20 protein-coding genes and 1 pseudogene are annotated in these 20,197 nt (G+C 55.1%); 11 read left to right on the plus strand and 10 right to left on the minus strand.

Features of this window, described 5'->3' with window-relative positions; translation table 11 throughout:
• The first annotated feature begins 2 nt into the window (after positions 1 to 2).
• The 5 genes and pseudogenes from fliO to rcsA all read left to right on the plus strand — a co-directional run bounded on the left by fliO (position 3) and on the right by rcsA (position 3,107).
• Positions 3 to 377, plus strand: a complete 375-nt coding sequence (gene fliO, locus ACJTMZ_RS03965; protein WP_015572438.1) for a flagellar biosynthetic protein FliO — start codon at positions 3 to 5, stop codon at positions 375 to 377.
• Positions 377 to 1,114, plus strand: a complete 738-nt coding sequence (gene fliP / locus ACJTMZ_RS03970; protein WP_015572437.1) for a flagellar type III secretion system pore protein FliP — start codon at positions 377 to 379, stop codon at positions 1,112 to 1,114. The genes fliO and fliP overlap by 1 nt, the downstream gene beginning before the upstream one ends.
• Positions 1,115 to 1,124: 10 nt before the next feature.
• Complete coding sequence (gene fliQ, locus ACJTMZ_RS03975) at positions 1,125 to 1,394, plus strand: flagellar biosynthesis protein FliQ (RefSeq protein WP_003859587.1); 270 nt, start codon at positions 1,125 to 1,127, stop codon at positions 1,392 to 1,394.
• A gap of 6 nt (positions 1,395 to 1,400) precedes the next feature.
• Positions 1,401 to 2,193, plus strand: a pseudogene (gene fliR, locus ACJTMZ_RS03980) (flagellar biosynthetic protein FliR); the annotation flags it as partial.
• Between the two features lie 290 nt (positions 2,194 to 2,483).
• Positions 2,484 to 3,107, plus strand: a complete 624-nt coding sequence (rcsA, locus tag ACJTMZ_RS03985; protein WP_017383340.1) for a transcriptional regulator RcsA — start codon at positions 2,484 to 2,486, stop codon at positions 3,105 to 3,107.
• Positions 3,108 to 3,205: 98 nt separating this feature from the next.
• Here rcsA and dsrB read toward each other — a convergent pair whose 3' ends face one another.
• Positions 3,206 to 3,394 (minus strand): protein DsrB, encoded by a 189-nt coding sequence (dsrB, locus tag ACJTMZ_RS03990; protein WP_003859583.1) that lies wholly within the window; start codon positions 3,392 to 3,394, stop codon positions 3,206 to 3,208.
• Between the two features lie 128 nt (positions 3,395 to 3,522).
• On the opposite strand from dsrB, the gene yodD reads away from it, so the two are divergent.
• The gene (gene yodD / locus ACJTMZ_RS03995; protein WP_017383339.1) at positions 3,523 to 3,750 is read left to right on the plus strand and encodes a YodD family peroxide/acid resistance protein; all 228 of its coding nucleotides are present in this window, start codon (positions 3,523 to 3,525) and stop codon (positions 3,748 to 3,750) included.
• 294 nt (positions 3,751 to 4,044) lie between these two features.
• Positions 4,045 to 4,845 (plus strand): mannosyl-3-phosphoglycerate phosphatase-related protein, encoded by an 801-nt coding sequence (locus tag ACJTMZ_RS04000; RefSeq protein ID WP_017383338.1) that lies wholly within the window; start codon positions 4,045 to 4,047, stop codon positions 4,843 to 4,845.
• Here ACJTMZ_RS04000 and dgcQ read toward each other — a convergent pair.
• The 3 genes from dgcQ to ACJTMZ_RS04015 form a co-directional block, all read right to left on the minus strand.
• Positions 4,830 to 6,530, minus strand: a complete 1,701-nt coding sequence (dgcQ, locus tag ACJTMZ_RS04005; protein ID WP_032671690.1) for a cellulose biosynthesis regulator diguanylate cyclase DgcQ — start codon at positions 6,528 to 6,530, stop codon at positions 4,830 to 4,832. The two genes, ACJTMZ_RS04000 and dgcQ, sit on opposite strands and share 16 nt — an antisense overlap.
• 84 nt (positions 6,531 to 6,614) lie before the next feature.
• The gene (locus ACJTMZ_RS04010; protein WP_003859574.1) at positions 6,615 to 6,797 is read right to left on the minus strand and encodes a YodC family protein; all 183 of its coding nucleotides are present in this window, start codon (positions 6,795 to 6,797) and stop codon (positions 6,615 to 6,617) included.
• Positions 6,798 to 6,874: 77 nt separating this feature from the next.
• Positions 6,875 to 7,786 carry a DUF808 family protein gene (locus ACJTMZ_RS04015; protein ID WP_252010677.1) on the minus strand — a complete coding sequence of 304 codons (912 nt, stop codon included), beginning with the start codon at positions 7,784 to 7,786 and terminating at the stop codon, positions 6,875 to 6,877.
• Between the two features lie 178 nt (positions 7,787 to 7,964).
• On the opposite strand from ACJTMZ_RS04015, the gene yedA reads away from it, so the two are divergent.
• Positions 7,965 to 8,879, plus strand: coding sequence for a drug/metabolite exporter YedA (gene yedA / locus ACJTMZ_RS04020; protein WP_015572432.1), 915 nt, complete (start codon positions 7,965 to 7,967; stop codon positions 8,877 to 8,879).
• Here the strand turns inward: yedA and ACJTMZ_RS04025 are convergent.
• Genes ACJTMZ_RS04025 through ACJTMZ_RS04035 form a run of 3 tightly spaced genes read right to left on the minus strand, consistent with a single transcriptional unit; the run spans position 8,851 to position 11,501 of the window.
• Positions 8,851 to 9,342 carry a DNA mismatch endonuclease Vsr gene (locus ACJTMZ_RS04025; protein WP_252010678.1) on the minus strand — a complete coding sequence of 164 codons (492 nt, stop codon included), beginning with the start codon at positions 9,340 to 9,342 and terminating at the stop codon, positions 8,851 to 8,853. The two genes, yedA and ACJTMZ_RS04025, sit on opposite strands and share 29 nt — an antisense overlap.
• The gene (locus ACJTMZ_RS04030) at positions 9,323 to 10,756 is read right to left on the minus strand and encodes a DNA (cytosine-5-)-methyltransferase (protein ID WP_252010679.1); all 1,434 of its coding nucleotides are present in this window, start codon (positions 10,754 to 10,756) and stop codon (positions 9,323 to 9,325) included. Before ACJTMZ_RS04030 ends, ACJTMZ_RS04025 begins: the two co-directional genes overlap by 20 nt.
• 43 nt (positions 10,757 to 10,799) lie before the next feature.
• Positions 10,800 to 11,501 carry a phosphohydrolase gene (locus ACJTMZ_RS04035; protein WP_252010753.1) on the minus strand — a complete coding sequence of 234 codons (702 nt, stop codon included), beginning with the start codon at positions 11,499 to 11,501 and terminating at the stop codon, positions 10,800 to 10,802.
• A 284-nt stretch (positions 11,502 to 11,785) separates the two neighbouring features.
• Here ACJTMZ_RS04035 and ompC point away from each other — a divergent pair, with 284 nt between their 5' ends.
• Entirely contained in the window at positions 11,786 to 12,952 is a 1,167-nt protein-coding gene (gene ompC, locus ACJTMZ_RS04040; protein ID WP_023303931.1) for a porin OmpC, read from the plus strand.
• 55 nt (positions 12,953 to 13,007) lie between these two features.
• Here the strand turns inward: ompC and ACJTMZ_RS04045 are convergent, their stop codons facing one another.
• Positions 13,008 to 13,871 carry an N-acetylmuramic acid 6-phosphate etherase gene (locus tag ACJTMZ_RS04045; RefSeq protein ID WP_015572428.1) on the minus strand — a complete coding sequence of 288 codons (864 nt, stop codon included), beginning with the start codon at positions 13,869 to 13,871 and terminating at the stop codon, positions 13,008 to 13,010.
• Positions 13,872 to 14,024: 153 nt separating this feature from the next.
• On the opposite strand from ACJTMZ_RS04045, the gene ACJTMZ_RS04050 reads away from it, so the two are divergent.
• The gene (locus ACJTMZ_RS04050; RefSeq protein WP_032619380.1) at positions 14,025 to 15,641 is read left to right on the plus strand and encodes a sensor histidine kinase; all 1,617 of its coding nucleotides are present in this window, start codon (positions 14,025 to 14,027) and stop codon (positions 15,639 to 15,641) included.
• Positions 15,638 to 16,357 (plus strand): two-component system response regulator DcuR, encoded by a 720-nt coding sequence (gene dcuR / locus ACJTMZ_RS04055; protein ID WP_003859556.1) that lies wholly within the window; start codon positions 15,638 to 15,640, stop codon positions 16,355 to 16,357. The genes ACJTMZ_RS04050 and dcuR overlap by 4 nt, the downstream gene beginning before the upstream one ends.
• On the opposite strand, the gene ACJTMZ_RS04060 is transcribed toward dcuR, so the two are convergent.
• Together ACJTMZ_RS04060 and ACJTMZ_RS04065 are read right to left on the minus strand one after the other, a co-directional pair.
• Positions 16,338 to 17,300 (minus strand): FAD:protein FMN transferase, encoded by a 963-nt coding sequence (locus ACJTMZ_RS04060; RefSeq protein ID WP_017693134.1) that lies wholly within the window; start codon positions 17,298 to 17,300, stop codon positions 16,338 to 16,340. The two genes, dcuR and ACJTMZ_RS04060, sit on opposite strands and share 20 nt — an antisense overlap.
• Positions 17,301 to 17,358: 58 nt before the next feature.
• Entirely contained in the window at positions 17,359 to 20,139 is a 2,781-nt protein-coding gene (locus ACJTMZ_RS04065; RefSeq protein WP_408626870.1) for a flavocytochrome c, read from the minus strand.
• Positions 20,140 to 20,197: the final 58 nt, after the last annotated feature.

Consider the following 20,197-nt stretch of genomic DNA (forward strand, 5'->3'; position numbering starts at 1 on the left):
GTATGAAAACCCAGGCAACACTGTCCGCGCCCTCCGCCGTACCCGGCTCACCGCTGCTCCAGGTGAGCGGCGCGCTGTTCGGTATTATTGCCTTTATCCTTATCGCCGCCTGGCTGGCAAAGCGTTTCGGTCTGGCGGGGAAAACGGCCGGTACCCGCGGGTTGAAGGTCAGCGCCAGCACACCGCTAGGACCGCGCGAGCGCGTGGTCATTGTGGAGGTGGAAGATGCACGACTGGTGCTGGGCGTGACCGCCTCCAGCATTAACGTCCTTCACACGCTCCCCCCTGCGCCTGTCACGGTGGAGGCTAACGCCCAGGCCCCTGCGGATTTCCAGTCCGTAATGAAGAGTTTGCTCAAGCGTCCCGGGAGATCCTGATGCGCCGTTTGTTATTCCTTACGCTGACAGGCCTGGGCCTGTTCGCGCCCTCTGTGTATGCGCAACTGCCGGGGCTGGTTTCCACGCCGCTGGCGAACGGTGGACAAAGCTGGTCCCTGTCCGTGCAGACGCTGGTATTCATCACCTCGCTGACCTTTATCCCGGCGATCCTGCTAATGATGACCAGCTTCACCCGCATCATCATTGTGTTTGGCCTGCTGCGCAACGCGCTCGGCACGCCGTCCGCGCCGCCCAATCAGGTGCTGCTGGGTTTAGCCCTGTTCCTGACCTTTTTCATTATGTCGCCGGTTATCGACAAGATTTACACCGAGGCCTACCAGCCGTTCAGCGAAGATAAAATTTCCATGCAGGTTGCCCTGGAAAAGGGCGCGCAGCCATTACGTGAATTTATGCTTCGCCAGACGCGCGAAGCGGATCTGGCCCTGTTTGCCCGTCTCGCTAACACGGGTGAGTTACAGGGGCCGGAAGCGGTGCCGATGCGCATTCTGCTCCCGGCGTATGTGACCAGTGAGCTCAAAACGGCGTTCCAGATTGGCTTCACCATTTTCATTCCGTTCCTGATTATTGACCTGGTGATCGCCAGCGTCCTGATGGCGCTCGGGATGATGATGGTCCCACCCGCAACCATTGCCCTGCCCTTTAAGATCATGCTGTTCGTGCTGGTCGACGGTTGGCAGCTGCTGGTCAGCTCGCTGGCGCAGAGTTTCTACAGTTGAGGAGCGCGCAATGACGCCTGAGTCGGTCATGATGATGGGCACGGAGGCGATGAAAGTCGCGATTGCCGTCGCCGCGCCCCTGCTGCTGGTTGCGCTGGTCACCGGTCTGATTATCAGTATTCTCCAGGCCGCCACGCAGATTAACGAAATGACCCTGTCGTTCATCCCGAAGATCATTGCCGTCTTCGTGGCGATTATCGTTGCCGGGCCATGGATGCTCAATTTGCTGCTGGACTATATGCGCAACCTGTTCACCAATCTGCCTTACATCATCGGCTGACGGACGATGCTGCATTTCACCAGCGATCAGTTTGTTCAGTGGCTCGGGATCTATTTCTGGCCGATGCTGCGCATCATGGCGCTGATCTCCACCGCCCCCATACTCAGTGAAAAGTCGGTGCCTAAACGCGTCAAAATTGGGCTGGGCATCGTTATCACCATTATCGTTGCCCCTACCCTGCCAGCGGTGGATATCCCGATCTTTTCCCCGAATGCGATCTGGATTGCCCTGCAACAGGTGATGATTGGCGTGGCGGTCGGGTTTACGATGCAGCTCGCCTTCGCCGCGGTACGAACGGCGGGTGAACTTATCGGTTTGCAGATGGGCCTGTCTTTCGCGACGTTCGTTGACCCGGGCAGCCACCTGAATATGCCCGTGCTGGCGCGTATTATCGACCTGCTGGCGATGCTGTTGTTTCTCTCGTTCAACGGCCACCTGTGGCTCATCTCGATGCTGGTGGACACCTTCCACACGCTGCCGATTGGCGACAACCCGGTAAACAGCAACGCGTTTCTGGCGCTGGTGCGGGCTGCCGGGCTGATCTTCCTCAACGGGCTGATGCTGGCGCTGCCGATCATTACCCTGCTGCTCACCGTTAACCTCGCATTAGGTTTACTCAACCGAATGGCTCCGCAGCTGTCGGTATTCGTCATCGGCTTTCCGGTGACTTTGACGGTTGGCCTTTTATTAATGTCATTATTGATGCCACTTATCGCCCCCTTCTGCGAGCATTTATTCAGCGAGATATTCAATCTGTTAGCGGATATTGTCAGCGAACTTCCACGCAAATAATAACCCGCAGTGTTTGCAATGTCTTTCTGAGGATATTCCTAAAAATAATCTCGAAAAACATCTACCAGGATATATCTGACGCGGTTTAAATGTTTCTAACCACCTCACAATACTTAATATTTACTTTACTTTAAGATGATTCCTGGCAAATTATACGTAACTTTACGGGATAGTGAGTTCGCCTGAAAGTCTTTGTCATGCTCACAGGTTTTATTAGATTTTTTCCATCCCGTATGGCTGTTTATGAGCTCTCAGGCAGGTGGTGAATTATCGTTACGCATTGAGTGAGGGTATGCCATGTCAACGATCATTATGGATTTATGCAGCTACACCCGGCTAGGGTTAACCGGGTACTTAGCAAGCAGAGGGGTAAGAAAGAGAGACATCAACGATGCACACACCGTTGAAGAACTCGCAGCCGCTTGTGACGCCCACAAGCCCGGCGTGGTGTTTATTAATGAGGACTGTTTCATTCACGACCCCGCTAACAGTCAGCACATTAAGCAGATCATTAATCAGCATCCTAAGACCCTGTTTATTGTTTTTATGGCGATCGCCAATATTCATTTCGATGAGTATTTGTTGGTGCGTAAAAACTTATTAATCAGTTCGAAATCGATTAAACCAGAGTCGCTTGATGATATCTTGGGCGATTATTTGAATAAAGAAGTTAAGAATGTAGGGGCGGTTAACTTACCCACCCTATCATTAAGCAGAACTGAATCAAGTATGCTAAGAATGTGGATGGCTGGACAAGGGACAATTCAGATCTCAGACCAGATGAATATCAAGGCAAAAACAGTATCGTCACACAAAGGAAATATTAAAAGGAAAATTAAAACGCATAATAAGCAAGTCATATACCATGTCGTACGCCTGACAGATAATGTGACGAATGGGATTTTCGTTAATATGCGCTAATTTGCACGGCCATGTTGTACCCTACCTTGATCTCTGGCCTGGCCAGAGATTTTGCTTTTCAGTAGCCGGAGCCGGGGAGAAGACACCCCGACGCCGCCCTATTCCGCCGTTTCCACAAAGATCCCATCCGGGTGCCCCAGTTCGTTGAAGAACCAGATGCCGAGCGGGTAATCTTCCAGCGACACCAGATACATTGTGCCTTCATTAAACTCTTCTATAGCCAGCACCACGCCCGGGCGGCGCGGCCCACCGTCCGTTTTGACGGTTACCCGATCGTTGACCTTCATACATTCCTCCTGTGGTTTTGAGCCAGTGTAGAACAAATTGCATTGCCTGGCATCGCCACCTGGCGCGAATGGCGTTTTTGTGTGCGGTCTATACTTAACTGTTGAGACGATTAAATGAGGAACCCGCCATGAAGACCGACAAAGAGTACAGCGACACCATTAAGCGTGAGGTTGAAGTGGATGTCGATGCCCTGCTTGCCGCCATCAATGAAATCAGTGAGTCCGAAGTTCATCGCGCGGAGGATAATTCCGACCGTGTCGTGGTCAATGGTAGGGATTACCATACCTACCGTGAACTGGCTGAAGCATTCGAGCTGGATATCCATGACTTTAGCGTCTCGGAGACGAACCGCTAAGGCGAAAAAAATCCCGGTCATGGGGATGACCGGGATCAAACTTGCTTATGCAAGAAGCACTTGTAAATTCGTTACACCAGGAAATCTGATGCAGGTAAGACATTATCCCCAACGGAATAGTCTTACAAGCATATATTCTCTTAGCGAATATTATATTTTATACATGTGAATTTTGGTTATGAGTATAAACATGCGCCGCCTGTGGGTTTGTCGGGATCGTTTCCACTTCAACGGCGCGTCAATGCCTGTTTTTTTAAGATTTATCTTAGGTGAAATCATCACCCGGGAGACGTTATGCCTTCGTTTGAGGAGACTCTGCTTGTTTTTACCGACCTCGACGGCACGCTGTTAGATTTTCACACACTCGACTGGCAGCCTGCGGCCCCCTGGCTGGAAAAGTTAATGGATGAACAGGTACCGGTCATTCTGTGCAGCAGCAAAACCGCGTCCGAGATGGATGACATCCAGCAGGAGCTGGGGCTTGGCGGGTTGCCCTATATTGCGGAAAACGGCGCGGTGATCCAGCCTGACGTACGGTGGGAAAACGCCGCACGGTTCATCTCAGAAAAGAAGCATGACGATATCCGGCAGTGTATTGCCCGGGTACGCCAGGAGATGCATCTTAAATTCACCACCTTCGATGACGTGGACGAGCGCGTGGTCGCCGAATGGACTGGGCTGAGTCGTCCCCGCTCAGTGCTTGCGCGTAAACACGAGGCTTCCGTGACGCTGATCTGGCGTGACAGTGATGAACAAATGGAACGCTTTGCCGCCGAACTCGCCCGGCAGGGGCTGAAGATTGTCCAGGGAGCACGCTTCTGGCATATCCTGGATACCTGCTGCGGCAAAGACGTGGCGGTTCACTGGCTTGTGGACCAGTATCGCCTGCACGAGGGTTCCGAACCGACGACGCTGGGCCTGGGCGACGGCCCGAATGATGCCCCGCTGCTGGACAGCGTAGGCTTTGCCGTCGTGGTGAAAGGCTTCAACCGGGAGGGCGTCAGCCTTAAGAACAACGATCCCGCCCGGGTTTATCACACTCAGCACACCGGGCCGACCGGCTGGTGCGAGGGGCTTGATTACTTTTTGACGTGATCCTGCCAGATGACCCGGTTACGCCCGCGCTGTTTCGCCTCATACAGACGCGCATCGGCGGTGGATTGCAGATTTTCGAAGTGATAATTGCCCTTCTCCTGCGCGCCAGAGACGCCAAACGACGCACTTACGCGCAGGGTGGTACTTTTCTTAATCAGGATCTCTTTGCTGTCGATACGCTCGCGGATCTGCTCTGCGACTTCCGCCGCCTCTTCAAGCGTCATGCCCGGCAGCACCACACAGAACTCTTCGCCCCCGACGCGTCCGGCAATATCTTTAGTCCGGAGGGTGCTGGCAATCAGACCCGCGGCATGGGACAACACCTTATCACCCGCCTGATGCCCGAACCGATCATTGATGCTCTTGAAGCAATCAAGATCGATCTGAATGACCGAGAAAGGCAGCGACTGCTGTTCACACTGCTTCGCCAGCATTTTCGCCTGCTCGAACAGCGACCCACGATTATTCAGCCGGGTCAGAGGGTCGTGCCAGGCCTGCCATTGCAGCGAGTTCTGCATCGAATACATATTACTGACCATGCGCCGGATCACCAGCCATGAGATGAGCAGCATCGCGGTGAACAGCGCCCAAAGCAATGCCAGCACAATGCTGATGCTGCCGAAATCACCGCGCACCCCTTCATCCAGGGTGTGCACGCGCAGGACGATGCCATCAAAATGGTCGAGACGCTCCCAGCTCACAAAACGACTCCCCAGGCGAATGCCGCCTTCGGAATCCGATTCTATCGCGTGCGCTATCTGCGCTAATTCGCGCGCGTCAAAATGATTAACGTCCGCAGCAGTTGATTCAGACGTTGCAAGCTGAGTAAGCCGACTGCCATACAGTTGGTATTCCCCTTCCGGGTTATCGCCCACGGCTTCCACCAGCAGGCGACGCAGGGTGGCAAAGGTGAAATCCATCGCCACCACGCCATACCAGACGTGATTGTAATAAACCGGCACGCTGGCGGTGATCAGCGGCTTTTTGCCGACAAAGGTGGAAGGCGGCGAGATAAACCAGCGCACGGCACGCGCACGGTTTTCACGCTCGGACTGTTGGGTAAACCAGGGCTGAGTGACCAGATGGTAATAGCGCTGCACGATATCGCTGGAATTTCCCGGCGTATCCGTTTCCAGAAAGAATCCGGCGCGAGAGACATAAATCACGCGCTCTTCGTTGCGGGAAGGGCTGGATGCCAGACGCAGCAAATACCCCACTTCAAGCGCGGCGGACAGTTCATTATCAAGGTACTCATCATCACGGTTCAGAAGGGTCGTCTTTTCAACGAAGGCATCCGAAACACCGTTGATCGGTAACGTGCGCTGTTTATCAACCGCAATTTGCCAGCTGGGGGACGTGCGCAAATGCGCAAAACGCTTTACCGCATCATGCAGCACGCCAAACGCCAGCGGCGTTTCCAGCGCATCACGCATGCTGTGGCGAAAAAACAATATCTTATCGACGCTGAACTGAAGCTGTCTGTCCAGCGCACTGGCAACCGTTTCCAGATGGTTACGCTGGCTGGAGATATAAGCATCTTCCAGTACCACAACTTCGCGCCAGGTCAGGAGGGTGGAAAAGATCAGGACAACGATAAAACAGAAGTTAACAATCAAACGGGGATTGCTGCGCTTATGCAGCCACTGCAAAAAAGATTGTTTTACAACAAAGGTATCGTGCTGCACACACACTCCCTGATTGTCGCTCACCATCCGATATGATAAGTCTTCTGCCAGTAAAAACGCCCGGCAAGGCCGGGCGTTGTGTGATTAAGCCTTGTCGCGTTTTTGCCTTTTATTAGCAGGCTGAAGCTCGTCTTCGCGAAAAGCCTCCCGCTTAATGCCGTATCCATCATGCCACCGACACTCCACCATTCCGCTGGAATACCCGGTGACGATCATACCTGGACCACCATTTTTGGGCTTAACTTCATCACTGATCAAAAAGACCATACCTGCCTCCTGTATCAGGGTGAAACGTTTTCAATTTAGACGAGGAATGGTCTTTTTGCATCCGGGGTCAGCAATAATTAATGCGATTTCCCGCGTACTTTTTCAACCAGCTTAACAACGGCTACCACAATCAGACCGACGATAAAGCCCAGTACGAGGTTAAGCAGTGTGGGCAGAATTGCAGCAACTACCGCTCCCTGGCCTGACGCAAAATGTTCAATCATGTGATGCAGCGAAGCAACACCGTGCACGATAATTCCGCCGCCGACCAGGAACATCGCCAGGGTTCCCACCACCGACAAGGTTTTCATCAGCCACGGCGCCAGCACCAGCAGGCTTTTCCCAATGCCGCGCGCAATTGCGCTGGATTTTTTTTCCAGCCAGAAGCCGATATCGTCCAGCTTGACGATCAGCCCGACCAGGCCATAAACCCCTATCGTCACGAGGATCGCAATGCCGGACAGGATCAGCACCTGGTTCATCAGAGGGGCACCTGAGACGATCCCCAGCGTAATCGCCACAATCTCGGCCGAGAGGATAAAGTCCGTGCGGATCGCACCTTTGACCTTATCGCGTTCAAACGTTTTTGGATCCTGTGCGGCCAGCGCTTCCAGACGCTGCTGGCGCATTTCCGGGGTGTCTTTCTCTTTGCGTGCAGCGAACATATGCAACACTTTTTCGGCACCCTCGAAGCACAGGAACGCCCCGCCAATCATCAGCAGGGGCGTAATGGCCCAGGGTATAAAGGCGCTAATCAGCAGCGCCAGCGGAACGAGGATCACCTTGTTAATAAAGGACCCTTTCGCAACGCCCCACACCACCGGCAACTCACGGTTCGCCCGCACGCCGCTGACCTGCTGCGCGTTAAGCGACAAATCATCTCCCAGTACCCCGGCGGTCTTTTTCGCCGCCAGTTTTCCCATAACCGAAATGTCATCCAGCAAGGTGGCGATGTCGTCCAGTAATGTTAATAAGCTACTTCCTGCCAAAATCTCTTTCCTTCTTTTTTTGCTAATTAAGTGAATAGTATGGAACAAAACTCACCGCCCGGAAACTGGCACCTCGCGTCAACAAAAATTTCACATCAACAACACAATTAAAGCACTCGCCAGGCTGATAGTTTTGGCGTTAACTATGAGCGAACTTTTTATTTCGTCGTGAGGGACTATGCGTTTCCGGCATTTATTACCGCTCATTGGAGCACTCTTTTCCCTGTATATCATCTGGGGGTCCACCTATTTTGTCATTCGTATAGGCGTGGAAAGCTGGCCCCCGCTGATGATGGCCGGTATTCGTTTCCTTACGGCCGGCGTGCTGCTGATGGCGTTTTTATTGCTGCGCGGCCACAGACTACCGCCGCGGCGTCCCCTGCTTAACGCCGCCCTGATTGGCCTGCTGCTGCTGGCGGTGGGCAATGGCGCGGTAACCGTCGCCGAACACCAGAACGTGCCGTCGGGCATCGCCGCAGTGGTCGTCGCAACCGTGCCGCTGTTTACGCTCTGCTTTAGTCGCCTCTTCGGGATCCGCACCCGTAAGCTCGAATGGCTGGGCATCGCGATTGGGCTTGTGGGTATCATCCTGCTGAACAGCGGCGGTAACCTGAGCGGGAACCCCTGGGCTGCCGTTCTGATCATGATCGGCTCCATGAGCTGGGCCTTCGGCTCGGTCTACGGTTCACGCATCGAGCTGCCCTCCGGGATGATGGCAGGTGCGATTGAGATGCTCGCGGCGGGCATTGTGCTGCTGATGGCCTCCGCGTTGACGGGTGAAAAACTGACGGCGATGCCAGACCTTTCAGGTTTCCTGGCCGTCGGGTATCTGGCGCTGTTTGGCTCGATTATCGCCATCAACGCCTATATGTACCTGATTCGCAACGTCTCACCGGCGGTTGCCACCAGCTACGCCTACGTTAACCCGGTGGTTGCCGTGCTGCTGGGTACCGGTTTTGCGGGCGAAGTGCTGTCGACGATTGAATGGCTGGCGCTGGGTGTGATTGTCTTTGCCGTGGTACTGGTCACGCTGGGTAAATATTTGCTGCCCGCGAAACCGATTGTCACGAGGTGTGAGGTGGAGAAACCGTGATCGGGTGAATGCCCTGGGTATCGATCTGCGCGGCCTGACCGCCGCCGCAGATCCACTCTTCCAGCCGCTCCGTCAGTTCCACGTCATTCAGCTTCATTCTTCCACGCAGCGCGCACTCCCAGGCAATCAGCACCCGCCAGCCCTGAGCGTAAAGCTGAGAAACATCGCGTTTATCACGCTCGACGTTTCTGCCAATCTTCTCTAGCCAGAAGTCGGTGCGTGTCGCCGGGACTTTAAACAGATAGCAGTCGTGATGATGCCAGAAACAGCCGTGGGTAAAGATGATGCACTGGTACGCGTCGATGACGAAATCAGGACGCCCGGCAAGCGTGGCATCCTGAACCCTGAATTCAAACCCGGCGGCGGTCAGAAGGCCCGCGATCCGTTTTTCAATCGCGGTATCACGCGTGCCGATGGCACGCATGTTTTTACTGCGCGTGGCCTTATTGTGAACGTCCGCCATCGACGGCCTCGCTCTGACGAAGCTGAACGGCCTTGCTGATGCGTGAGGCCAGCAGTTTAGCTACCGCGGCAAAGGCGGGCACCACTACCGAGTTGCCAAACTGACGATAGGCCTGGGTATCCGACACCGGGATGCGAAAACTGTAGCCCTGCGGCGTCTCAAAGCCCATTAAGCGGGCGCACTCGCGCGGCGTTAAGCGCCGCGGTCGGTGCTGTTGGTTCTGGGGATCGTCAAAATCTTTTTCGCCCAGCGCCTTATCCCAGCCGCGATCGATAAGAATTTCCGCACCATCTTTGTAATAGCGCGCCGACAGCGTACGCGTCACGCTGTCAGGATTAAGCGGATTGACCATGCCAAACCCAAAGCCATTGCCTTTGGCCTGATGCTTTTTGGCATAGCGATAGAGGTATTTCCACAGCACCGGGGTCAGAATGAATTTCGCATCGACGGCGGGCTCCAGCAGATCGGCCACCGTCGGGCGGCGCGCCGGATACAGCGAGGGCAAATCACGCAGCGTAAAATCGCCTTTCAGATTGAGATCGCGGCGGAAGCCCACCAGCACGATGCGTTCGCGGTGCTGCGGCAGGAAGTGTTTGCCGTCGATAATTTTCGGATCGTCCGGCCCCATGTCCTCTGCATCCGCCACGTCATAACCCAGTTCATCCAGCGTTTGCATGATAATGCGGAAGGTTTTGCCGCCGTCATGACTCTTTAAATTCTTGACGTTCTCCAGCACAAAAATTGCCGGGCGGCGGGCATCAATGATCCGGGCAACATCAAAGAACAGTGTGCCCTGCGTATCGCAGGCAAAGCCGTGTGCGCGTCCCAGCGCGTTCTTCTTCGACACGCCAGCCAGCGAGAACGGCTGACACGGAAAGCCCGCCAGCAGCACATCGTGCGCCGGAATAGTATTGCGAATGTGTTCGGCGGCCTCTTCATCGCTGACGCCGGTTTTGTGGCTCAGCGTGACATCCCGAATATCCGCGTTGAACTGGTGCGCGTCGGGATCGCAATACCAGTTGGCTTTATAGGTACGGACGGCATGTTTGTTCCATTCACTGGTGAATACACACTGCCCGCCAATAGTTTCAAAGCCATGGCGAATGCCGCCGATACCGGCAAAGAGATCGATAAAGCGAAAGGCATAATTTGGATGCGCAGCAGGCGGACGCGGCAGCAAATTTTGCAGATAGCGGAACTCACCGTCGCTCAGGCGGTGCCCTGCCCTGTCGCTTATCAGCAGCCGCTTGAGTATCGCCGGGCTCCAGTGGCTCTCGCCATGGGCCACCAGCTGGTTTGCCAGCGTTTTAGCATCATACATTTCCAGCAGCTGACGCAGGAGTGCCTGCACGGCTGCCGTTGATTTCTCAACCCGCTCAGGCGCGGGCACAGTCACTGATCGATTTTCCTGCATTCTCTTAACCGGACAATAAAGACAGAAAACAGAGTACCACAGTTCAGGATCGCACACTGCGACGGAAATGGGTCAATATCTGGCTGTCGGTTCCGAGGTAATCGCCCTGTAATTCGGCACTCAGCTTCGCCATAAACTGGATCAGAAAATCGGCATTGTGACGCGCAAGTTCGCGCCCCCGCGCGGTTTGCATGGTGTCAGGCAGGCGCAGGAGTTTGGTCTGAAAGTGGTCGAGCGCGAAGGCTTTATCATCCAGCGCTCGTGTTCCGGCGAACGGGTCGTTGGCATCAAACAGCGCGGCGCCCAGCGCACCGGAGACGGCAAAGACGCGCGCCAGGCCGATAGCGCCTAACGCCTCCAGCCGGTCGGCATCCTGCACAATTTTGGCCTCCAGGCTTTGCGGCGCGATACCGGCACTGAAGCTGTGCGCTTCAATAGCATGCTCAACGGCTGCATAACGATCCGGCGGAAAATCAGGAAAGTCGCGACTGAGGATCTCGCGCGTTTTTCGCGCTGCCAGCCGCGAGGAGTGGCTACGTTCCGGGTGATTTTTCGGCAGGCTGACAATGTCATGGAAGTAGCATGCGGTCAGCACAACCAGCGGATCGCTATCCTCGTCAGCCATAATACCCTGCGCCGTCATCCAGACGCGGTGAAAATGGGCGATATCGTGCGCCGTATCATCAGTAAAATGATTTTCGTCGAGCCAGCGCTCAAAACGGTGTTGCCACTGCGCAAGTTCCATCATCCTGTCCTGTTGCTCAAAAGTGAGTGAATTATAATACACCCGAATTAAAACCCTTTATAAATAGAATTACGAAATACTTAATAATAATTACCCTCTATATTTTCAATGAATTAATTCATATGAAAAATAAAGAGATAAAAAGAAATATTTTGCAATATTTTTACCACTTTAATTACATTTATTTTTGAACCTAAATAATAATCCATAGAATAGTATCAGCCATGTAGTTACGGAGGGTAATTACATATATTCAGACAATTTATATTTAAAGGGAATATATAATGAAAAGAAAAGTTCTGGCAATTCTCGTACCCGCGTTATTAATGGCTGGCGCAGTAAATGCGGCGGAAATGTATAACAAGAATGGCAACAAAGTTGACCTGTACGGTAAGGTTGATGCGCGTCATACCTTCTCCGACAACCCCGGCGACGACGGCGATGAAACCTATGTTCAGGTGGGTTTCAAAGGCGAAACGCAGATCACGAACGACCTGACAGGCTATGGCCAGTGGGAATATAAAACCTACGCTAACGACACCGAAGGCGCAGGTGATAAATCTTTCAACCGTCTGGCATTCGCTGGCCTGAAATATGGCGACTACGGCTCATTTGATTACGGCCGTAATTACGGCGTCGTGTATGACGTTGAAGCCTGGACCGATATGCTGCCGGTATTTGGTGGAGATTCTTACACCTGGACCGATAACTTCATGAACGGTCGTGCTAACGGTCTGGCGACCTATCGTAATAACGATTTCTTCGGTCTGGTCGACGGCCTGAACTTTGCGCTGCAATACCAGGGTAATAATGAAGGTGGCAACGCAAACGAAAATCAGGAAGGCACCAAAAACGGCCATGATGATGTTCGTTTCCAGAACGGCGACGGCTTCGGTATGTCTACCACCTATGACTTCGATTTCGGCCTGACGCTGGGTGCGGCTTATTCTTCCTCTGACCGTACTAACGACCAGGTCGCTTACGGCGCTGGCACCTATAACCGCTTCAGCAAATATGCTGGCGGTGAACGTGCGGAAGCGTGGACAATCGGTGCTAAATACGATGCTAATGATGTCTACCTGGCCATGATGTATGCGGAAACCCGTAACATGACTCCGTACGGCAACGATGGCATCGCCAACAAAACACAGAACTTTGAAGCCGTAGCGCAGTACCAGTTTGACTTCGGTCTGCGTCCATCCCTGGCGTGGGTCTATTCTAAAGGCATCGATTTGGGCGGTAACGATTATCACCCAGGCAATGGCTATGACTATGTAGACCAGGATCTGGTTAACTACATCGACGTGGGCATGACCTACAGCTTCAACAAAAACTTCTCCACCTACGTTGATTATAAAATCAACCTGCTGGACGAAGATGATGCCTTCTACAATGACAACGGTATTGCTACCGATGACATCGTTGGCGTAGGCATGACCTACCAGTTCTAATCCCCATCAATATTAAAGCCCGCGATGCGGGCTTTTTTTATTTGACGCTGAAATGTTATGGCGCTTCCTGCAAGGCCAGGCGAACAAACCCGTTATTCTGCGCCAGCAATTCGTGCGCTTTCCAGGCATCCAGCCCCGTCAGCACCATCAGTACCGCCGTTTTGCACTGGTGGTTACAGCTTTCCAGCGCGGCCTTCGCTTGCGCCCGGCTACATCCCCCCGCTTCCATCACAATGGCAATTTGTCGTTCGGCCCATCTGGTGTTGCTTGCCTCCAGATCAACGCGCAGGTTGCTGTACACCCGTCCGGAACGTACCGCCAGACCGGTGGTGATCATATGCAGGATCATGCTTTGCGCAATGCCTGCTTTAGCGTTGGTATACCCGGCCACCACATCCGCGCCCAGTTCGGGGGCAATGACCATGCTCGCCAGCTGCGCCGCTTCACTTTGCGCATCCTCCGTAATGATCGCAACCGTTGAGCCCAGAGACCACGCATGACGCATCGCGCCCCATACCCATGGGGTTTTGCCGCTGACGGACAGCGCCAGCATCATGTCATGCTCGCCAAATTCTATCGTCTGAAGGTCGGCAACGCCGCGCGCGTAGCTACCGGCGTGATCGCCTGCTGTCATCGCAATGACGGGATGTTTTCCCGGCGCAAACGCTTCTGCCGCCTGTTCAGCCACGCGTCCGGACGCGCCCGCGCCGGTCAGTACCAGACGTCCGCCGTGGCTAAGCGTCGCCGCCGCGTTATCCACCACGCGGGCCAGCATACTTAAGTGAGGGGTAAGTGCAGAAGAGATTTGCGCGTCATCCTGGTGTATGACGTTAAGCATATCCAGCGTCGATAATCTGTCGATGTTCGTGGTGCTGGCGTGCCGTCTTTCCCTGGCCGTACCGGTAAGCATAATGCTCATAAACTGCCTCCTTATTATGAGTACCCTCACACTATAAAGTGTTTTATATAGGTCACCTGAGAGGAGGCTCACGAAACGCCTCTCTTTACATGGCTTTATGAAACGCCCGTCATCAGCGATAATTAGCCCTTTCTTATTCATCGCGGAGTGTTAATGAGCGATTTGCAGCCCTTCCCCCCGACGCGCAAGCGCCCTATGAAGCTGAATACGCTGGTTACGCTGATGGTGTGCGCGATTATCGGCTCGGTGCTGCTGGTGGTCTTCGCGCTGTACTCTGTGCAGATCACCCGCGCCACGCGCGATGACGTGAAAGATACCGCGCTGGGTATCGCCCGGACGCTGGCCGACAGCCCGGAGATCAAGCGTGGCCTGATGGAATCGCCGCAGGCTGGCATCATCCAGCCGATTGCCGAGGCGGTGACGAAGCGCAACGACCTGCTGTTTACCGTGGTCACCGACCTGCGTGGGATCCGCTATTCCCATCCAAACGAAGCGCTGTTAGGTTTGCATTTTATTGGCGACGATCTGACGCCCGCCCTGGAAGGGAAAGAGAATGTCTCCGTTAACCGCGGCGCGCTCGCGGAAGCGCTGCGCGTCTTTACGCCCGTGTATGACGACCAGCACGACCAGATCGGCGTGGTGGTGGTGGGTATTTCGCTGAATAAAGTTGAAGATCAGATTGCCCGCGGGCGGCTCAACGCCGTGTGGACCATCTTATTCAGCGTTCTGATGAGCTCAGTGGCGATATGGGGTCTGGTCCGGGTTCTGAAACGTATCCTCTTTGGGCTGGAGCCTTACGAAATCTCAGCCCTCTTTGAGCAGCGCCAGGCCATGTTGCAGTCCCTGCGCGAAGGCGTGATGGCCGTGGATATGCACGGGCGCGTGACGATGATTAACCACACCGCCAGAGAAATATTACTCCTGACCTCGGGCCAGCACTCCGAAAGCAGCAGTGAACCGCTGCTGGCCAGCCTGCGCGAAGTATCCAGGACCGGCATTGCCCGCCAGGATCAGGAGATCGGCTGTAACGGGCGGCTGCTGCTGTGCAACATGGTCCCCGTGAAAAGCCAGAATCAGGTGATCGGGGCGATCAGCACGTTCCGCGATAAGACCGAAATCAGCCAGTTAATGCAGCGTATTGATGGCATGGTCAGCTACGTTGATGCCCTGCGCTCCCATACGCATGAGTTTATGAACAAGCTGCACGTGATCCTCGGCCTGCTGCACATGAAGCGCTACGATAAGCTGGAGGAGTACATCATCCAGACCGCGCAGAATTATCAGACGGATATCGGCGCAATACAGCGCAAAGTTAAATCGCCGGTGATTGCGGGCTTCCTGCTGGGTAAAATTAACCGCGCTAAAGAGGCCGGAGTGACCCTGACGCTGGCGGAGGAGAGCCAGCTTCCCGACACCGCCAATGAAGAGCAGGTTGCGGTGCTGATCACCGTGCTGGGCAATTTAATCGAAAATGCCCTGGATGCGATGGAAGGCCAGCCGGAAGGCGAGATCGGCCTGCTGCTGCATTATCAGAACGGCTGGCTGAGCGGTGAGGTCAGCGATGACGGTCCCGGCATTGATCCCGAGCGGCTGGAGGCTATTTTTACAAAGGGCTACTCAACAAAAGGTGAAAACCGCGGCGTTGGGCTGTTCCTTGCGCGTCAGCAGATCCAGAATCTGGGCGGAGATATTACCGTCGAGTCGGAGCCTGGCGTATTTACCCAATTTTTTGTTCAGATCCCCTGGGATAGCGAGAGGAATATCGCGTGATAAATGTGTTAATTGTCGATGATGACGCCATGGTAGCCGACCTCAACCGTCTGTATGTTAACCGCGTTGAGGGTTTTAGCTGCTGCGGCGTCGCTTCCACGCTCAACCAGGCCGAGGCGTTGATCGCCAACCCAGGCCAGCCGATCGATCTGGTGCTGCTGGATGTCTATATGCAGCAGGATAACGGGCTGGATCTGCTGCCCATCATCCGCGCGTCGGGCCGCCCGATTGACGTCATCATGATCTCGTCGGCCTCCGACGCCGCAACGATCCAGACCTCAATGCACTATGGCGTGGTGGATTACCTGATTAAACCGTTCCAGTTCCCGCGTTTTGAAGAGGCGCTGAACGGCTGGAAGGCAAAGCGCAGCCTGATGGGATCGCATCAGTATTATGAACAGGCCGACGTCGACAGGCTGATCCACGGCGGCGCGCCGGAGCTGGCCGACAGCAAAAAATTACCGAAAGGCCTGACGCCGCAGACGCTGCGCACCATTTGCCAGTGGATCGACAGCCATCCGGAGATAGAATTTTCCACCGACGATCTGGCGAATGCGGTCAACATTTCCCGCGTCTCCTGCCGCAAATACCTGATCTGGCTGGCGCAAATTAATATCCTGTTCACCAGCATTCACTACGGCGCTACCGGCCGGCCGGTATATCGCTACCGTTTGCAGCCGGAACAGGTCGGCCTACTCAAACAGTACTGCCAGTAATTCGGTAGCTGTCGTCCAGAAGGGTAAAACGGAAGTGGTGCATCGAGGAGATCACCACTTCTTTTGTTTTGGTGACAAAGATGGCTTCAATATCGGGGCGCGAACGCAGCGCGGCGCAGCCCTTTTCCACGCCCATGCCGTAGATCAGCGTGGTCCAGATATCGCCGTCGAGGGAGTCTGGCGAAATAATCGTCACGCTGTCCAGTTCGTTATCCAGCGGGTAGCCGGTGCGTGGGTCAAGTATGTGGTGATAACGTTTGCCGTTCAGCTCGAAGTAGCGCTCATAGGTGCCTGACGTCACCACCGACCGGTTTTCGACCGTCATGGCGCCAATCAGCGCGTCACCGGCGAACGGTTTTTTCAGGCCGACGCGCCAGCCGCCCTCCGGCGAGCCTAACGTCTGGACGTTGCCGCCAAGGTTGATCAGCCCAAGTTCAACGCCCTCTTTAAGGAGGTGATCCCGCACCCTGTCGGCGATATAGCCTTTAGCAATGGCCCCCAGATCGATCTCCATTCCCTGGCGAGTAAGGAACACGCTGCTGTTGGCTTCATCCAGCACCACGTCCGCAGGATGCGTGATGCCCAGCAAGGCGGCGATCTCGTCCGCGGGCGGTACAGCGTCCCCCTTAAAGCCAATTTTCCAGCATTTCACCAGCGGGCCGATCGCCAGGTTAAAGGCGCTGTCTTTAAGCAGGCTGGCCGCTTTCGCGCAGCGGATCAGCTCGAACACCGGGCGACTGACGGCAACCGGATGCTGACCGGCCGCATGGTTGATGTCCATTACCTGAGAGTGCGCTCGGTTAACGGTGAGCAGATCTTCGTACTGTTTGATCAGGCGAAACACGCGAGAGGCAAGCGCTTCGTCATGGGAAAAGAGTTTCAGGAGGATGGGCGATCCCATCAGAACGGCGGAGTAGCTGTAAACGCGATGGCTATCAGGCATTTCATGAGTCCTCAGATGTAGCCCCGGCAGGCACCGCGCCGCCGGGGAAACAGGAGCCTTACCGTGTTTTCGAACGCATAGCCGCCTGATGTCCTGCAAGCGTACCAAAAATAATGATATCTGCCACCGCGTTACCGCCGATGCGGTTACCGCCATGGATGCCCCCGACAACCTCACCCGCAGCAAACGCTCCCGGCAATACGTTGTGGTTGCTGTCCAGCACGCAGGTTTCTGTGTTAATGGTCACGCCGCCCATGGTGTGGTGAACGCCCGGTGCAATCTGAATGGCGTAGAACGGCCCTTCGTTGATTGGCGCACGCAGCGCGGTGGTGCGACCGAAATCATCGTCGTGCTGTTTCTCCACAAAGCCGTTGTAACGTTCCAGCGTTGCCAGGAACTGGTGGTGATCCATCCCCAGCTCTTCCGCCAGGGCTTTTGGCGAGCTGGCGCTGGTAACAAACCCTTTTGCGATGTACTCATCCGCGGCTTTGTTTTTGGCGCGAACATGCTCGTCAAAGACGATGTAAGCGTATTTCTCCGGCAGCGCGATGATCTGCGCCGAGACTTTGTCGCGGGTCGACATTTCGTTATAGAAGCGGTTGCCCTGCTGGTTTACCAGAATCGCCCCGCCGCCGCGGATGGATTCGGAAATCAGATACGACGTTTTCTGCTCAACGGTTGGGTGGATCTGAATTTCGCCCATATCCACGGTGCCCGCACCGATACGCTCCAGCAGCGCGATACCGCCTCCGGTCGCCCCTTTGTGGTTGGTGGTAACGAACCCTGCCAGATCCGGACGGTATTTCACCACCATCTGGCTGTTGGCGCTGAAGCCGCCCGTTGCCACAATCACGCTTTTGGTTGCCACGGTGAGGGTTTCGTTCTCTTCGGTGGTCAGACGCACGCCGGTCACTTCGCCATTTTCGAAAATGATGTCGCTCACGGAGGTATCCAGCATCACCTCGATGTTGCGCTTGTTGACGTTACGCACCAGGCCGCTGATCAGATACCCGCCCACTGCGGAACCGTCTTTCGGACGGTGCGTACGGTCGATGCTCATCCCGCCGGTGGTGGTAATGTCGTTCAGCATAATGCCGCGCGTGGCCAGCCATTCGATAGCCTGCGGCGCGTTCTGGACAAAGCGACGCAGCAGTTCAGGGTCGTTCTTGTTGCCACCGCCTTTCAGACTTTCCTGGTAGAACAGCTCTTTGCTGTCCTGAATACCTTTCACGCGCTGGAAGCGGGTCTCCGCCGCGTTCATCCCGGCCGAGGCTTTAATGGTGTTCCCGCCGATGGTGGGCATTTTCTCGACGATCAGCACGCTCGCGCCTTCGTCATGCGCCTGAATCGCCGCTGCCAGACCGGCGCCGCCGCTGCCGACCACCACCACATCCACGCTTTTAGTCTCATTCGGGTCAGCGCCCTCTTCCGCCGCCAGCGCTTTGCTGGATTTCAGCATCGCCTTCGAGACCGCTTTTTTCACCGCCTCGCTCTGGCTGGTCGCGCCCGTAATCGCGTCCACGTGCGGGGTGTTGGCATCCAGAATACGGGTACGGATCTCTTCGAAGCTGGTGACAAACTCGACGTCTTCACTCGGGCCGGAGGCCAGTTCGATATCGGCGATGCGGTCGGTTTCGAGGCTGACGTTAATCACCAGCTCGTTAGCATCGTCCTGCACTTTTTCAATAAAGGTGCCCGGTTTGAATTTAGATTCGCCCATGCTCATGTCGCGGATCATCGCTTCCACCAGCGAGAAGCGCCACAGCGGTTCCGGGATGCTCAGTTCTTCGCGTCGGGTACTGTCCATAAACAGCTCCAGGCTTTCGCCCGCCGCGATGCGATCGGTCCAGTCCGGATAGGCGATGGTGGCGCGGCCAACGGCAATCAGGTCGTAACCGTGATCCAGCGCTTCATTCACATCCGTGGCATTCACCACGCCGCCAACGCCCATCACCGGTACCTGCGCCAGCGTGTCAGAGCGCATGGCGCAGTATTTTTCGATAAGTGGCGTCGGGTCCTGAGTATCGACGATAGAAGGACGCAGGGCGGCGCCAAGGGAGAAGTGGAGATAATCTACCCCGCGCGCGGCCAGTTTTTCCAGCAGATACAGGGTGTCTTCGAAGCGAATGCCCGGGACTTCAAGCTCTTCCGGAGAGAAACGGTAGCCAATGATAAACGCGTCGTCCGCGTACTGGCGCACCATCTTGTGGGTAATGTCCAGCACCGCCAGCGGGAATTTCGCGCGGTTTTCGCGGCTGCCGCCCCACTCGTCGTCGCGCTGGTTAGAGTTCGGGGAGAAGAACTGCTGGATCAGATAGGTATTCGCCCCGTGGATTTCGACGCCGTCGAACCCGGCCTGAATTGCGCGGCGCACGGCTTCGCCGAACTTGCCGATCATGCCTTCCACCTCTTCCGCGGTCAGGGCAACCGGCGTGGCGGCACCGTCACGCGGCGCGGCAACGGCGCTTGGGCCAACCGGCGTGCGACCCCCAATCAGTTTTGGGTCGACCATACGGCCGCCGTGGTAGATTTGCAGCAGGGCTTTAGAGCCTTTGGACTTGATGGCGTCAGCGATTTTTGCCAGCCCGGCGATTTTCTCGTCGTTATCAATACCAATTGCGCCCGGGAACGCCAGGCCGAGATCGTCAACAAAACAGCACTCAACGATGATGGTGCCGATGCTGCCCGCACGGGCGCGGTAGTACTCCACCAGCTCGCTGGTCACGGTGCCATCGTAATAACCGGTACAGGTTGTCATCGGGGCCATTAACAAACGGTTTTTCAGTTCAGTACCATTCGGTAATGTGAAGGGGCTTAAAATACGTGCGTTAGTGCTCATAATAGAAACTCCAAACTTTAAAAATTAAGAATTCGTTATCGGAATGATTTTTTATTTC

This window comes from Enterobacter sp. DN (assembly GCF_046054285.1).
Classification (GTDB): Bacteria; Pseudomonadota; Gammaproteobacteria; order Enterobacterales; family Enterobacteriaceae; genus Enterobacter; species Enterobacter hormaechei_C.